This is a genomic window from Dolichospermum compactum NIES-806, from assembly GCF_002368115.1.
GTDB lineage: Bacteria > Cyanobacteriota > Cyanobacteriia > Cyanobacteriales > Nostocaceae > Dolichospermum > Dolichospermum compactum.
Genome location: NZ_AP018316.1, coordinates 2,751,175 through 2,766,735, shown reverse-complemented (window position 1 = coordinate 2,766,735; position 15,561 = coordinate 2,751,175). Strand labels below are relative to the sequence as shown.

The window sequence follows — 15,561 nt, the reverse complement described above, 5'->3', positions numbered from 1 at the left end:
AACCTAGGGGTAGCGCCCCCGTACCTACCCCGGTATTTGGGGCAACCACAGGGGGTTTGCTTTAATTGCTTTATTACATAAAACCACATCTGATTGTAGACTACTAATACCAATTTTACGTGAATCTCCACAGAATCATAAAATACATTGACTCATCCGTCCTTATTTGCGTTCATCTGCGTTTAATTATTCTTAAAATATTAAATTGACATCTACAAATTTTATGTTACGTGATTTCCAAAATCGAGCCGAATTAGTCGCATATCTCAAGGAACAGTTCCCCCAAGCCGCAGCACAAGATGATCACATTAGCGATATTCCCGGAGGAAGGAAAGCAGCACAACAAGCACTACAAAAAATTGATCCCATAGCTTACGCAAAAACCCGCAACTTCTTAACAGGTAACATTACCAAATTATCACCATACCTTCGTCATGGAGTCTTGAGTTTGCGCGAAGTTCGAGAATATATACTGAACCGAATTAACAATCCCGACGATGCTAATAAACTAATTAACGAACTAGGCTGGCGCGATTATTGGCAAAGATTATATGTCAAACTAGGAAACGAGATTTGGCAAAATCAAGAAGAATACAAAACCGGTTATCAATCAACAGACTACGCAGCCCAACTACCTGAAGATATCACAACCGGAACAACAGGACTAGTTTGCATAGACAGCTTTAGTCAGGAACTACAAGAAACAGGCTACCTACACAACCATATAAGAATGTGGTTAGCCGCCTATATTATCCATTGGCGACATATTCAATGGCAAGCCGGCGCAAAATGGTTTCTCCAACATTTACTCGACGGTGATCCAGCAAGTAACAATATGTCATGGCAATGGGTAGCAAGTACATTTAGTCATAAACCCTATTTTTTCAACCGTGAGAATCTAGAACGGTACAGCAAAGGCGTTTACTGTCGTCAATGTCCCCATTTTGGTAAATGCGACTTTGAAGGCAGTTATGAACAAATAGAACAACGACTTTTTCCTCAAGCTAAATTCAGCAAGCAGCCTAATAGTCAAAGTTGGCAAAAAGGCAATCATCGGAAATAAGCACACCAATTTGTTAATAAATGTAAAGAATAAGTCCTATCTCAAAAATCAAATGATATATTCAAACCATAGGACACCAAGCAAATAAAAACCAACTAAAAGAAAGGGTAAATGATCAGCGTGTCCCCTATCATCAGCCCGACAATTACAGCATTATTGATGATGAAGTGGCAACTAGCCAAACTCTAGATGAGGTGGCGAAGCCAAATCCCAGAGCGGAAAGACGTAGAGATGCTGTACTTGCGTTTTAGAAAGTCCACCCTTAGTAACTTAAATTCACTTACTTACTTTAATCATTTGAAACCTGCAAATTCACTAGAACCCGGTCAACCTTGATCGGGTTTTTAGATGTTTATACCTTGTTTTAATGGGAAAATTGCTATGATATAATAGTCAATTATTAATCATCAAATAGAATTTATTTATGTCTTTAAAGTTTGTATTGTTATGAGAGTTAATTATTATGCAAATTAAGCAAATTTCCGTTAGCGGCTTATAGCGATTTGTTGATAAATTAAGTTGTGAATTAGTCATTACTGCGGGTAAACCTTCTAGTAAACAACGTGCTATTGCCATTTTAGAAATTTTAGAAAAATCAAATTTTCAGGGAATTTTAGCAATTGTTGATGCGGATTTTGATCGTCTGTAAAATACACCAAGCAACCTGGCAAATAAAGTTATATGATATAAATGATTTACTAGAATAAAATATTTTCAACTATGTCTGTTATTTCATGGAGAAATTGATTGAACTATGGTAACAATAAAATCTCAACGGAAAGTGCTGTTATCTCATGGGGAAGATGGGTATTTTGTTGTCGAAGTACCCAGTTTACCCGGTTGTATTAGTCAGGGTAAAACTCGTGAGGAAGCTTTAGCTAACATAGAAGAAGCAATATCTCTCTACATTGAAGTTTTGCAAGACAGAAATGAACCTGTTCCAGAAGATACGGTATTGATGGGATATTAATCTGAAATACCCCTTTTTGATATAATTGATGCTAACGCCCCATCACTTTTATTGCGAGTATTTGGAAAAGATTGAGAAAGCAAGCTGGCAAGTTAAGTTATCTGATTTAGATGCTTTACCTGAATAAAAAAATATGGCAAAGTTGATTAATAAAGAACAACTATCAAGGATTGTTTTGAAGGGCTTTAAATCTATTGCAGAATGTGATCTTAAACTTACTCAACTCAATATACTCATTGGCTGCAATGGCGCAGGAAAATCCAATTTTATCAGCTTTTTTCGTATGGTTCAAGAGATACTTGATGGACATTTGCAAGTTTTCGTTAGTCGTCAAGGTGGACCAGACACAGCGCTGCATTTCGGGCGAAAAACAACTGCACAATTAGAGATTGAATTATATTTTGGCAATAATAGATATTTTGCCACCCTTGAACCTACTCAAGATAACCGTCTGATGTTTTCTGAAGAGTCTTTTGGCTGGGGTGGTGGTGAGTGGAAAATAGGTAGTGGTCATTTTGAAACCCAGGCTTTTACAGGAACTGGTACAAAAATTGATGAATATGTATTATCTGCCATGCAGCAATGGCGGGTTTATCATTTTCATGATACCAGCGACAGCGCCTATGTAAAACAAGCTGTTCCTATTAATGATAATATTTATCTACGTCCAGATGCTCGCAATTTGGCGGCTTTTTTGTATTTATTGAAAAATAACTATTCCCAATCTTATCAACAGATTGTTAAAACAATCAGACTTGTCGCACCTTTTTTTGGTAATTTTTTATTGCGTCCTTCTCCACACAATCAGGATCTAATAGAGTTAGAATGGTTTGAACAAGGTCAAGATATTCCTTTTAAAGCTCATTTGCTTTCAGATGGAACGCTGCGTTTTATATGTTTAGCAACGGTATTTTTACAACCTACTGTTTTACAACCAGAAACTATTTTAGTTGATGAACCAGAGTTAGGTCTTCATCCTTATGCAATTACTATTTTAGCATCTTTAATACGTGCTGCCGCTAGAGAAAAACAAGTAATTGTTTCTACTCAATCTGTAGAATTATTAAATGAATTCACAGCAAATGATGTGATTATTGTAGATAGAAAAGATGGTAAATCATTACTGCGTAGATTGGATGAGGATGATTTACAAGAGTGGTTAGAAGATTATACTTTAGGAGAATTGTGGAAAAAGAACATTATTGGAGGTAGACCTTCAAGATGATGCGAGTCAATATTTTTGTAGAAGGACAAACGGAAGAAACTTTTGTCAGAGAATTACTTTACAATCATTTTCTGCAACAAAATATATATGTTAACCCTATACTTATAGGAGGTGCGGTAACTTATGGAAAAATCAGAAAAGAATTATATCGTAAATGTTCTGAAGATAGCACCGCTTTTGTAACTACGATGTTAGATTTGTATGGACTACCAAAAGATTTTCCCGGTAAAAGTTCTATTCCCACTACAGCTAATCTTTTTGAGAAAGCTGAATATCTTGAACAACAAATGGGTGTAGATATTGGAGTCCAAAATTTTATTCCTAATTTATTGGTGCATGAGTTTGAGGGACTTCTCTATAGTAATCCACAATCTTTTTTAGGATGGTTTGATCAAAACATAGTAGAACAGCTACAGCGTGAACGTGAATCATTTTCTGCACCTGAACATATTAATGATAGTCCGATAACAGCACCTTCTAAACGTATTCTTCGATGTTGTCCTGGATATGATAAACCGTTACATGGTTCTTTAATTGCTATGGATATCGGATTGGATACAATACGTAAACAGTGTCAGCATTTCGATAAATGGTTAACAAAATTGGAAAATATCAAGTAGCTGACAATTCCAACTCCATGTAAAATACATATTCCCTAATTAATATATTTATGCAAATCAAATTTCAAACCTTCACCGTCAACAAACGATTTCCCCTTACAATTAGTCGCGGCACAACAGCACAAACAACAAATATCTGGTTACAAATTACCGCAGAAGGAATTACAGGTTGGGGGGAAGCATCTCCTTTTGGTGTAGGCAACCATAGGCAATCTACGGAGAAAATCCAAGAAAATTTGCAGCAAATCATACCTGCTTTACAAAAATATAGCCCTTGGCAACGGCAGGAAATTGAGGCACTATTAGAACAAATGCAAATTCCGTCCGCAGTCAAAGCGGCTGTGGATATGGCATTATATGATTGGTTGGGTAAGCGTGTGAATTTGCCATTGTGGCAATTGTGGGGACTGGATAGAAATGCTATAGTGCCAACATCGGTAACAATTGGCATTAATTCCCCAGCAGGTGCAAGGGCAAGGACGCGAGACTGGTTACAATTTATGGATGTGCAGTTGTTAAAAGTCAAATTAGGTTCAACTGAGGGAATAGAAGCAGATCAAAAAATGTTGTTAGCGGTACGGGAAGAAGCTGCCGGAAAAGATGTATTTGTTGATGCTAACGGAGGTTGGAATTTAATGGATGCCATAAATATGTGTAATTGGTTAGCTGATTTGGAAATCAAGTATGTAGAACAGCCTTTAGTAAGAGGTGAAGAAGCAAATTTAGCCGAATTGAAAAAACATTCCCCCTTACCAATTTTTGTAGATGAAAGTTGCTTTACCAGTGCCGATATTCCCCAATTAGCTAATTATGTTGATGGTATTAATATCAAATTAATGAAATCTGGGGGAATCACCGAAGCTATGCGAATGGTGAATACAGCCAAAGCCCATAATTTACAAGTCATGTTTGGCTGTTATTCTGATAGTTGTCTTGCTAATACCGCCGCTTTACAACTTGCACCACTGGCTGATTATTTGGATTTAGATAGTCACTTAAATCTAACTGATGATCCTTTTACTGGTGCAGTGGTGGAAAATGGGCGAGTTTTGCCGAATAATTTACCTGGTTTGGGAGTGAAACATTGTGCGTCTGTCGCTTAATCAAAAAATAGCAATTCTTCTCCATGAGGGAATTACTGGAGTTCAAGGAAAAACTGGGTTATCAATTTTACGCTACAGCGAGTCCCCCATTGTGGCGGTGATTGACAGAGAAACTGTAGGTAAATCTTTAGTCGAGTTAACAGGTATTCAGCGAGATGTGCCAATTGTGGCATCTTTAACGGCAGCTTTACAGTACAAGCCGGAAGTTTTGGTAATTGGGATTGCACCTAAAGGTGGTGCTGTTCCTGATGATTATTGGCTGGATATCAAAGATGCCCTCAAGGCGGGAATGTCTTTGGTAAATGGGTTACATACATCAATGGCAAATATACCGGAGTTAAATGCCCTCCTTAAACCAGGACAATTAATTTGGGATGTCCGCAAAGAACCAGCTAATTTAGATGTAGCATCGGCAATGGCGCAAAATCTGCCTTGTCGGCGGGTGTTGACGGTGGGAACGGATATGGCTATTGGCAAAATGTCAACTAGTCTGGAATTGCACCGGGTGGCTAAGTTGCGGGGTATCCGTTCTAAGTTTTTGGCCACTGGTCAAACTGGGTTAATGTTGGAAGGGGAAGGGGTGGCTTTAGACGCTGTTCGGGTAGATTTTGCTGCTGGTGCGGTGGAACAGTTGGTAATGCGTTTTGGTCAACATTACGATATTTTGCAAATTGAGGGGCAAGGTTCTCTTTTACACCCTGGTTCAACGGCAACTTTACCTTTAATTCGCGGTTCTCAGCCTACACATTTGATATTAGTGCATCAAGCAGGACAAACTCATAACCGTAATAATCCTCATGTACCGATTCCCGCTTTATCTGAGGTGATTCGGATGTATGAAATTGTTGCCAGTGGTGCGGGGGCTTTTCGTCCTGTTCCTGTGGTGGGAATTGCTTTGAATACTCGGAATTTGAGGGAAGTGGAGGCGAAAAATGCGATCGCTCAAATTATAGCAGAAACTAAGTTACCTTGTACAGATCCTGTTCGGTTTGGGGCTGGGTTATTATTGGATGCTGTTATGCAGAGTTGAATATTTTTTTGCACGCAGAGGCGCGGAGAGGAGGCGTTTTATAGTTGGTGGAGTTTTATGGGAATTTCAATGATAAATTCTGTTCCTTTTCCGGGTGCAGAGATACAATCTAATTTACCACTGTGTTTATCTACGATAATTTGATAACTAATTGATAAGCCTAATCCTGTACCTTCTCCTACTGGTTTTGTGGTGAAGAAAGGATCAAATATGCGTTGTTTAATTTCGGGATTTATCCCCATACCATTATCTTTAATGGCAATTTGTACCCAATTATTATTAATGATTTGAGTGCGAATAATGATCTGGTTAGGATTATTGTTGAGTTCTGCGGTAGATAAACTTTTTTCACGCTGTTTGAGAACATCAATGGCATTACTAATGATATTCATAAATACCTGATTTAGTTGAGAAGCATAACATTGGACTAAGGGGAGATTACCATATTTTTTAATTAATACATTGCTAGAATAACCTAATTTTTCTTGGAATCTCGGTTGAAGAATCATTAATGTACTATCAATTCCTTCATGAATATCTACAGGTTTTGTGGCAGATTCATCCAGACGAGAAAAATTACGTAAGCCTAAAACAATTTTGCGAATACGTTCTGAACCTATCATCATTGAATCAATAATTCTAGGTAAATCTTGAATAACAAAATCAAAATCATTGTCTTGTTTATGTTTTTCAATAATATCTGAGGGATGAGGATATTCTTTTTGATATAAATTCAGTAAATTGATAATAAATTCAATATAATTACTAGTGTGTTCAATATTAGCATAGATGAAATTTACAGGATTATTAATTTCATGGGCAATACCCGCAACCATTTGTCCTAAACTGGACATTTTCTCCGTTTGGATTAGTTGGGATTGTGTGGCTTTTAACTCATGTAGTGTTTGTTCTAAATGCAGATTATTTTCATTTAATTCCTGAGTTCTTTGGGTGACTTTTTCTTCTAAATTACTATAGAGTTGGGCATTTTCTAGGGAAATAGCGGCTTGAGAAGATAGGAGATTTAATATTCTTAATCTGTCAATAGTGAAAGCACCGACAGTCAGATTATTTTCTAAATAAAGAATACCAATTAATTGCCCTTTATTCAAAATAGGATTACATAATATAGATTTAGATTGATGCTGAATAATGTATGAATCATTGGCAAAATCCTGATCATTTATAGCATCACTAATTAATAAATATTCTTGCATATTTGCTACATAATTAATAATACTTAATGGTAAATCTTGGCTATCGTTAATTGGTGTAGTAGATAATTTACATTCATGTTCATTCATACATTGAGCTACTAATATTAAATTTCCTTCTTTCTGCAAAATTAATGCAGATTTATTGGCGGCAACATTCTCTGATATTACCTCCATGAGAGTATATAATAACTTATCTATTTGAATTTCTGAAGAAATTGCTAAGGATGCTTTAGTCACAGTTTCTAAATCTAATAATGCAGAAACACCCGTCAAACTAGGTTTACTAATAAGTGTACTTACTTCGCCGACTGTTAATTTAGTTTTGGTTTGATTAATAATAGGTTCAAGTAAATGAGGATAGGTTGTTTCTAAACTCTCAATTTTAGCCCTAGCTCCCCAATTAGCATAACAATAATAAGCATCTATTAAATAAGTTTTAGCAATTTTCTCTTTATTAAAGCTCAGGTAGAATTTAGCTGCTAGTTCATTAGCTAGTGCTTCTTCATGAAGATATTTGTGTTCTTTAGCTCCAGCAATTGCTTGGTCATAAAGCTCTATTGCTTGCCAATTATTTCCTAATACTCTCGCTTTTTCTGCTTCTATTAGTTCATATTTATGTTGAAAATTCATGGGGGCATGAATAGCCCAATTTTTCATCTTCTCTTGATTGGATACAACTTTTTCTAAATATTGTTTTTGTCTACTCACAGACTGCTGATTATATTCAGCTAAAAGAGATAAAGAATAATAAAAATTATATTGACTAGTAGTAACTTGTCCCACCACACATTCTAAATAAGCTTCACCTTGAATCCCATTATCAACAGCGATACTGGTAAAACCAGAGAAATAATAAAATATAGTTTTTGCTAAATATAATGAAAATATTACAGTTGATGATTTAGATGCGATCAAAATTGGTAATATTTGAGATTCATCAAATAACTCACCATCAAATATTTGTTTGGTTTCATTAATTTCTGCAAGATTAAAAACTAGCTGATACCATAGCTTATGTAGTAAAACAGTACCTTCTTGCTTCAAGCTATACATTAAAAGTATATGACTTTTTAACTGCTCAAATACATAGGATAAGTTTTCACCACTGAAAATCATATTCATGTTATACATTGACGAGCAGTAACCAGAATATTCTAAATCCCCAGTTTCTATTCCGCTTTGTAAGGCTTCTTGTAAGCTACTTACTACTGTTTTGAGATGTTTTTTCCAAAATAGGACATTGCAAGCCCACATTAGCATAACTCGACATTTAACTGTTCTACCATCAAATTTATCTAATATATTTAAAGCCAATTCACCATAACGATATCCAGTTTCAATATCAGCAACAAAACCGCAGAGTATCACACCATAGTTTACATATCCAGGAGCAGAAAATGGAGAATTGCCATATTTTACTGATAGATTGATCATGGTAAAGATAATAACTGGGAATAATTCTGGATCAACAAAATAACTAGCAGCAGTCAGATTAGTTAAAATCCGCATCACCGCAAGTTTATCAGTAGCTATCATCTCTGGTAAATTGATTAAATCATCAACATTTAAGTTTTGTGGAGGTGTTTTTTCTAAATTTACTCCCAGCAAGTTGACTAAATTCAACCCTGTTTCTATTGCTCTTTGTAGTTGTAATTGAGACATATAGATTTGTATTTGTGCTTCATACACTTTTACTTTATCTATAAGACTAGTAGCATTTTGTTTAATTACTTCTATATATATTTCTGCTTGCTCAAAATCAATATTTAAATATTCTGCTTCTGCGATTTCTGTGTAAAGATTTAAAGTTAATTCATACTCATCTTCCCAACTATTTACTGCTAAAAGTTCCAAGCCTACCTTTAAATATCTAATAGCAGCTTCATGAGCGGTAGAAGATTTTGCTTTACAACCAGCAATTAAATTTAATTTAGCTAATTCATGTCTTTCTGACTGATTAGTAATTAATTCAACCCCAATATTTAACTGGTTAACTATCTCAAATATCTTCTCTTCCAGTTCCGTAGCATTGGTATTTTTTAATAGTAGCTGACCAATTTTCAAGTGCATTGCTGATTTATCAACATCAGAAATTAGGACATAAGCTGCTTGCTGAACTCGGTCATGAAAAAATTTATATTTAGCGAAAATTAACTCAGTGCTATTAACCGGTAAATTTAAGTTAAAAACATCAAATATTGATTCTTCGCCCGTAAAAAATTTATATGCTTCATTTTGGGGAATAATCAGTTCTTCTTGCAAAGCATCCCATAATTCAGCCGCTATTTGTATTTGGGATTTTTCACAAACTATAGCCAGAGTAGATAAATCAAATTGGTTGCCAATACAAGCAGCTATTTTTAAAATATCTTGAGTATTTTTAGGTAATTTTTGTAATTGGATTTTAAGAAAATTAACAATATCATCATTATGATATAAAGCTTTGGCTGCATTTAGATCACACTGCCAATAACCAAGGCTAAAATTAAAAGTAATTAATCCATCTTCATGTAATGATTTAAGTAACTGATTGGTAAAAAATGGATTACCTTGAGTGGTTCTTAAAAGTAGTTCTGTGAGGTCTTGGTTATGTGATTCCGGACAAGATAGAGTATCTGTAACTAATAGTCTAATATGAGATTTATCTAAAGCTTGCAAAATAATCTGATTAATTGTGATATTTTCTTGACGAATATCATCTAAAGTTGTGATTAAAGGATGTCCCGGATTGACTTCATTATCTCGATATGCTCCAATTAATAATAAATATTTTGTGTATTTTTCACACATTAATAATTTTATTAATTTTAAAGAAGCTATATCAGCCCATTGTAAATCATCTAAGAAAATGACTAATGGATGTTCACTTGTAGCAAATACCTGAATAAACTTACTAAATAATAAATTAAAGCGATTTTCTGAAGCATTTCCCGTCAGTTCAGGAACTAGTGATTGCTGACCAATAATATTTTCTAGTTCAGGAATAACATCAATAATTACCTGTGCTTGTTCTCCCAAAGCTGATAATATCTGAATTTTCCACTCTTGTAACTGCACTGTATTTTCAGTTAGCAGTTGTCTCATGAGATTGCGAAATGCTTGCACTAATGCCGAAAAAGGAATATTTCGCTGAAATTGATCATATTTACCAGAGATAAAATAACCTTTTTCCCGAACAATTGGTTTCTGAACTTCATTAACGACAGCAGTTTTACCAATCCCAGAAAAACCTGCCACTAAGATTAATTCTTTATTACCAGCACTGACGTTCTCAAAAGCCTTTAATAAAGTAATAATTTCCTGTTCTCTACCATATAGTCTGTTATGAATCAGAAACCTATCACTGATATCTCGTTTTGCTAATTCAAAGTTATTAATTTCACCTTCAGTTAATAACATTTTTTGACATATTTCTAAATCATGTCTAATTCCTCTAGCTGTTTGATATCTATCATCAGGATTTTTTGCCATTAACTTAGTAATGACATCTGCTATAACTTGAGGAATTTGGGGATTAATTTCTCTAGGATGAATAGGTACTTTAGCAAGATGGTAATATATTAATTCTAAATGGTTTTGACTATAGAAAGGTAATTGTCCTGTGAGTAATTCATAAAAAGTTACTCCTAAAGAATAAAAATCAGTGCGGTAGTCTATCCCTCTATTCATTCTTCCCGTTTGTTCTGGAGACATATATAAAAGTGTCCCCGCTAAGACATTGGGGCTTTTAATATCCACAGTTTCTTTAGGTAATAGAGAGGATATACTAAAATCTATTAGCTTGATTTCCTGGGTTTCGGGATTAATTAGAATATTTCTCGGCTTAATATCTTTATGAATAATTTTCTTGGCATATAAGAATTCTAATGCTTTGGTAATTGCAATGGCAATAGGCATAAAAGAATTGATATCTAATTTTTGAGAATTAGTATATTCAGTCAAAGATATACCGCTAAAATCTTCTAAAATCAAAGCATAACTATTACCATATTTTTCCAATTCATAACATTTAATAATATTGGGATGATCTATTTGTTGACTAATAGCGAATTGATTTTTAAATGCTATTAAATCCTGCAATGGGGGATATTCTGCGTTGAGAATCTTGATAATAACTGAAATCTGTGTTGTTTGCTGTTGACCACGATAAACTGTAGTTTTTTTACTAGCATAAATAAGTTCAGTAATTGTATACCCAGGAATAGTAACTGTACCAATATTACTTTTGTTCATCTTGTTTTTTTAAAGATCCTCTATCTTCAGTAAAGCAAGGTGGGGTAGGGGAGGTAGGGGAGGGAAGAACAGAAGTTTTTTCCGATCATTACCCGTCAAAATAAATTTGACAGACTACTAACCAAGATTATGGGATGAACGGAATAAATGATTATGTTCAGGGTGATACAAGCGGGAGCGCCCACTTACTGGGAGTAGTGCGGGACTGATGACATAAAGTGTAGTTCGGCGTAATTTTTCCTCATGGGTACAATCTGCGATTTGTGCTAAATTCACAACCCGGATTTTTTCATCTGGCCAGCCTAAGCGATAGCAAATTGCTACTGGAGTATCTGGATCATAATGTTCTAATAATTTCCCTTGGGCTTCAGTAATATGACTCACACTTAAATATAAACATAAACTGGCACGATGGGCGGCTAAAGCTGCTAACTCTTCAGTATCAGGGACATGGGTACGACCGCTAATGCGAGTGAGAATAATAGTTTGGACTAAACCAGGGACAGTTAACTCTATTTTCAATTTAGCTGCGGCAGCTTGAAAGGCACTGATACCAGGGATAACTTCAAAGGGAATATTCGCATCGGCTAGTAGCTGCATTTGTTCATGAATAGCACTATACAGACTAGGATCACCAGAATGTAGCCTGACCACTGATTTATGCGATCGCACCGCATCAATCATTAATGGTAAAATTTCTTCCAAAGTCCGATTTGCTGTTTTAATAATTTCCGCATCTGCACGACAAACATCTAAAATCTGTTCAGGAATCAAGGAATCTGCAAATAAAATCACATCAGCCGCAGCCAACAACTTTTGCGCTCTAACCGTTAATAAATTAGGATCTCCAGGTCCTGCCCCAACAATATAAACCGCAGGTTCTAAGGCATTGGGATACTTAGAATAACTCAAATTACTAGTATATTCACTCATTAATTTCCCCCTTCACAACTTTGCAAAAAAACTTTTAGCATTTCCCTAGCACTATCCGGATTCAGCCACTTTGCCTAGTAGAAATAGATGGTAGATGCACCCTGGTTAAGCCCTGGAGATTAATTACTCTGGGGCATTTTTTTCTCCATTCACTGAAGAAACAACATCAGGTAAAGAACGCTTCAATATATACAGCCAAGCTAAACCAAATAATCCTAAAGTCATTCCCCCTAAACTTACCATCTGTGCCATCCGTAAAGGTCCTAGCATTAAGCTATCTGTGCGTAAACCTTCAATCCAAATCCGTCCCAAGCTATAGGCAACCCAGTAAACTAAAAATAACGTTCCTACCTTCAACCGGGGTTTTTTAGATAAAGCTCGAAAAAACAAAGTTAGCAACAATGCAAACACCATTAAATTCCACAGCGATTCATACAGAAAAGTGGGATGGAAATATTCAAAATTCACGAAATCCAAAGGACGACGATCTGGGGGAATATATAATTTCCAAGGTAAATTAGTTGGTCTGCCAAAAGCTTCCGAGTTGAAAAAATTTCCCCACCGACCAATGGCTTGCCCTAGTATTAAGGAAGGAGCAACCAAATCCGTCAATTGCCAAAAAGATACCTTATTCAATCTAGCAAAAATTAACGCCGCGATCGCACCGCCAATAATTGCCCCATGAATCGCAATACCCCCTTGCCAAATTGCAATTATCCGTTCCGGGTGTTGAGAATATTCTGTCCACTGAAACAAAACATAATACAATCTAGCGGCAGGAATAGCCCCAATCACCAACCAAATTGATAAATCACTGATTAAATCTGGATTCAGATGACGACGCTTGGCTAGGTACTGAGAAAGACTAACACCAATTAATACCGCAGAAGCAATCAACAACCCATACCAACGAATAACAATCGGACCCAATTTAACCACAATCGGACCAGGGGAAGTAAATAGAAACCCCAAAGGCAAAACAGAAAAATCCACTACCATACAAAATTACCTATAGGAATTTGAAATCTATGGAGATGAAACACAATAATATAGTACGCCTTCACTATAGCGATAAGTAATTCAGCAAAATTAAAATCATTTGTAGAATTCGGTAATTGGTAATTGGAATAATTCTTTCCCCTGCGCCCTGCTCCCTACCTCCCCTACCTCCCCCACTCCCTGTGTTAGATTTAATAAAGTTCTGTTGAAAATCCGTCAATATAATCACTTAAAATAACATTGTGATTGCTATTTATCCTGGTAGTTTTGATCCCATCACCTTGGGACATTTAGACCTTATTCAGCGCAGTAGTCGTTTATTTGAACGAGTCATAGTTGCCGTCCTCCGCAATCCCAATAAAATGCCATTGTTCACAGTAGAGCAAAGATTAGAACAAATTCGTCTATCTACAAAACATTTACCAAATGTAGGAGTAGACAGCTTTGACGGTTTAACCGTAGAATATGCCCAAATGCAACAAGCGCAAGTTTTGTTACGGGGGTTAAGAGCGGTATCTGACTTTGAGATTGAGCTACAAATGGCTCACACTAATAAAACATTGTCTACTCAGATCGAGACAGTTTTTCTGGCAACATCAAATGAGTATAGTTTTTTAAGTAGTAGTGTGGTAAAAGAGATTGCCAGGTTTGGTGGCTCTGTTGATCATCTTGTTCCCCCACAAATTGCCCTAGATATATACCAATGCTACAACCAAAAATCCCTAGCCTCGAATCCAACCACAACGGCAGTAATCCTCCCCCACGAGAGTACGTGAATGGTATCCCCTCCATTGGCAATCCAGAACCAACAGCAGGGGTAGACATTCAGCACGAACTCAACCAATTAGAGGAAATAGTTCTCTCTAGTTTGAGGATTCCCCTCACAGGACGAACTTTAATAGATGAAGATAAATTACTTGAACAACTGGATTTTGTCCGTTTTTCTTTGCCAACAGTGTTCCAAGAAGCACTAGATATTTTGGCACAAAAGAATGAAATTCTTCTAGAAGCAGAAGAATATGGACAACAGGTAGTAGATGTAGCCCAAGCCAAAAGAGCGCAAATTTTGTCTGAAAGTGATATTGTCAGACAAGCACAGAGAGAAGCTGACCAACTGCGGCGACAAGTCCAGCAGGATTGTGAAGCAATGATGCAAGACACCCTCGCAGAAATTGACCGTAAACGCCGCGCTTGTCAACAAGAATTAGAAGAAATGCGCCAAATTGCAATTTCTCAAGCTGAAGAAATTGAAGATGGTGCTGATAAATACGCCGATAACGTTCTGGCTAATATTGAACAGGATATTCAAGAAATGTTAAAAATTATTACTAATGGTCGCAAACAATTAAATTCCCCCAGTGTCCCCAAGAATGGAGATCATCCCCAACAACGCCCCCCACATAATTCCAAAAAAAGATAGTATCACCTCATTTTATCTCGTTCCCAGTCTCCGACTGGGAATGCCATCACAGAGGCTCTGCCTCTTGCTGTCATTGAAGTCAGCGCCTTCTATAATTCATTCCCATACAGAGTATAGGAACGGGGATAAAATCTGTTTTTTTAACCTTAACCGAAAAGAATTGGTATAGACTTTATTTCGCGCATAAATGCAAATAAGCAAAAGCTCGAAATTTCTTGTTTGTTGCTTGACCTGTTGCGAATGATATATACTTATGCTGTATTAATCAATTAAGGTGTAATTTTTATGGTAGAACCACTCACTGGTGCGGTAATTGTTTCTTTGTTTTTTTCCGAAGCACTCAAAGAAGGTGGAAAAGCTTTAGCGAAAGGAGTCGCGGATACTTTTGCAAAGTTGGTTAGCACCACTAGAGAAAAGCTAAAAGCCGAAGGAATGGAAGGTTTATTGATTCGTGCTGAAAAAGATCCAACTGAGCAAAATAAAACTAAGTTACAAGATGAATTGCAAGAATACATTAATGCTGATGCAAATTTCGCTAATCAATTGAAATTGCTGGTTGAAGAACTAAAAGCACAAGATGAAAATATCCGTCAGGTGATTCTGAGTGGAATTGAATTAACTGGAGATTTAAAAGCTGGGGATATCACCCAAGAAACTACCCGGAGTGGTGGTTCAGTTGAACAAACCATGCTCAAAGATATCAAAGCTGGCAATATTGAGGTGGGTAATTTAAGTCAAGAATCTTAAA

General features: G+C 36.2%; 12 protein-coding genes. 9 read left to right on the top strand and 3 right to left on the bottom strand.

Going from position 1 to position 15,561, the window contains the following annotated elements; translation table 11 throughout:
- Positions 1-223 precede the first annotated feature (223 nt).
- The 6 genes from CA730_RS13170 (at position 224) to CA730_RS13145 (ending at position 6,011) form a co-directional block, all read left to right on the top strand.
- Positions 224-1,063 (top strand): FAD-binding domain-containing protein, encoded by an 840-nt coding sequence (locus CA730_RS13170; protein WP_096667898.1) that lies wholly within the window; start codon positions 224-226, stop codon positions 1,061-1,063.
- Positions 1,064-1,817: 754 nt separating this feature from the next.
- A complete protein-coding gene (locus CA730_RS13165; protein ID WP_096667896.1) occupies positions 1,818-2,033 on the top strand; it encodes a type II toxin-antitoxin system HicB family antitoxin in 216 nt (71 codons plus the stop codon).
- Between the two features lie 133 nt (positions 2,034-2,166).
- Positions 2,167-3,258, top strand: a complete 1,092-nt coding sequence (locus tag CA730_RS13160; RefSeq protein ID WP_096667894.1) for an AAA family ATPase — start codon at positions 2,167-2,169, stop codon at positions 3,256-3,258.
- Positions 3,255-3,878: a DUF4276 family protein gene (locus CA730_RS13155; RefSeq protein ID WP_096667892.1), complete on the top strand. Its 624-nt coding sequence runs from the start codon at positions 3,255-3,257 to the stop codon at positions 3,876-3,878. The genes CA730_RS13160 and CA730_RS13155 overlap by 4 nt, the downstream gene beginning before the upstream one ends.
- Positions 3,879-3,928: 50 nt before the next feature.
- Positions 3,929-4,981, top strand: coding sequence for a dipeptide epimerase (locus tag CA730_RS13150; RefSeq protein ID WP_096667890.1), 1,053 nt, complete (start codon positions 3,929-3,931; stop codon positions 4,979-4,981).
- Positions 4,965-6,011 carry a DUF1611 domain-containing protein gene (locus tag CA730_RS13145; RefSeq protein ID WP_096667888.1) on the top strand — a complete coding sequence of 349 codons (1,047 nt, stop codon included), beginning with the start codon at positions 4,965-4,967 and terminating at the stop codon, positions 6,009-6,011. Before CA730_RS13150 ends, CA730_RS13145 begins: the two co-directional genes overlap by 17 nt.
- Positions 6,012-6,049: 38 nt before the next feature.
- Here CA730_RS13145 and CA730_RS13140 read toward each other — a convergent pair whose 3' ends face one another.
- The 3 genes from CA730_RS13140 to lgt form a co-directional block, all read right to left on the bottom strand.
- Positions 6,050-11,461 (bottom strand): trifunctional serine/threonine-protein kinase/ATP-binding protein/sensor histidine kinase, encoded by a 5,412-nt coding sequence (locus CA730_RS13140; RefSeq protein ID WP_096667886.1) that lies wholly within the window; start codon positions 11,459-11,461, stop codon positions 6,050-6,052.
- 117 nt (positions 11,462-11,578) lie between these two features.
- Entirely contained in the window at positions 11,579-12,394 is an 816-nt protein-coding gene (gene cobM, locus CA730_RS13135; RefSeq protein ID WP_096667884.1) for a precorrin-4 C(11)-methyltransferase, read from the bottom strand.
- Between the two features lie 123 nt (positions 12,395-12,517).
- Positions 12,518-13,393 (bottom strand): prolipoprotein diacylglyceryl transferase, encoded by an 876-nt coding sequence (lgt, locus tag CA730_RS13130; protein WP_096667882.1) that lies wholly within the window; start codon positions 13,391-13,393, stop codon positions 12,518-12,520.
- A 242-nt stretch (positions 13,394-13,635) separates the two neighbouring features.
- On the opposite strand from lgt, the gene coaD reads away from it, so the two are divergent.
- From coaD to CA730_RS13115, 3 genes are all read left to right on the top strand, one after another.
- Positions 13,636-14,169: a pantetheine-phosphate adenylyltransferase gene (gene coaD / locus CA730_RS13125; protein ID WP_096667880.1), complete on the top strand. Its 534-nt coding sequence runs from the start codon at positions 13,636-13,638 to the stop codon at positions 14,167-14,169.
- Positions 14,097-14,813, top strand: a complete 717-nt coding sequence (locus tag CA730_RS13120; RefSeq protein ID WP_172891186.1) for a DivIVA domain-containing protein — start codon at positions 14,097-14,099, stop codon at positions 14,811-14,813. The genes coaD and CA730_RS13120 overlap by 73 nt, the downstream gene beginning before the upstream one ends.
- A gap of 285 nt (positions 14,814-15,098) precedes the next feature.
- Positions 15,099-15,560: a hypothetical protein gene (locus CA730_RS13115; protein WP_096667877.1), complete on the top strand. Its 462-nt coding sequence runs from the start codon at positions 15,099-15,101 to the stop codon at positions 15,558-15,560.
- The last annotated feature ends 1 nt before the right edge of the window (position 15,561 follow it).

Bases quoted from the DNA above. Each gene is read 5' to 3' on its own strand.
- CA730_RS13170 (WP_096667898.1), top strand. From the start codon at position 224: ATGTTACGTGATTTCCAAAATCGAGCCGAATTAGTCGCATATCTCAAG.
- CA730_RS13165 (WP_096667896.1), top strand. From the start codon at position 1,818: ATGGTAACAATAAAATCTCAACGGAAAGTGCTGTTATCTCATGGGGAA.
- CA730_RS13160 (WP_096667894.1), top strand. From the start codon at position 2,167: ATGGCAAAGTTGATTAATAAAGAACAACTATCAAGGATTGTTTTGAAG.
- CA730_RS13155 (WP_096667892.1), top strand. From the start codon at position 3,255: ATGATGCGAGTCAATATTTTTGTAGAAGGACAAACGGAAGAAACTTTT.
- CA730_RS13150 (WP_096667890.1), top strand. From the start codon at position 3,929: ATGCAAATCAAATTTCAAACCTTCACCGTCAACAAACGATTTCCCCTT.
- CA730_RS13140 (WP_096667886.1), bottom strand. From the start codon at position 11,461: ATGAACAAAAGTAATATTGGTACAGTTACTATTCCTGGGTATACAATT.
- cobM (WP_096667884.1), bottom strand. From the start codon at position 12,394: ATGAGTGAATATACTAGTAATTTGAGTTATTCTAAGTATCCCAATGCC.
- lgt (WP_096667882.1), bottom strand. From the start codon at position 13,393: ATGGTAGTGGATTTTTCTGTTTTGCCTTTGGGGTTTCTATTTACTTCC.
- CA730_RS13120 (WP_172891186.1), top strand. From the start codon at position 14,097: ATGCTACAACCAAAAATCCCTAGCCTCGAATCCAACCACAACGGCAGT.
- CA730_RS13115 (WP_096667877.1), top strand. From the start codon at position 15,099: ATGGTAGAACCACTCACTGGTGCGGTAATTGTTTCTTTGTTTTTTTCC.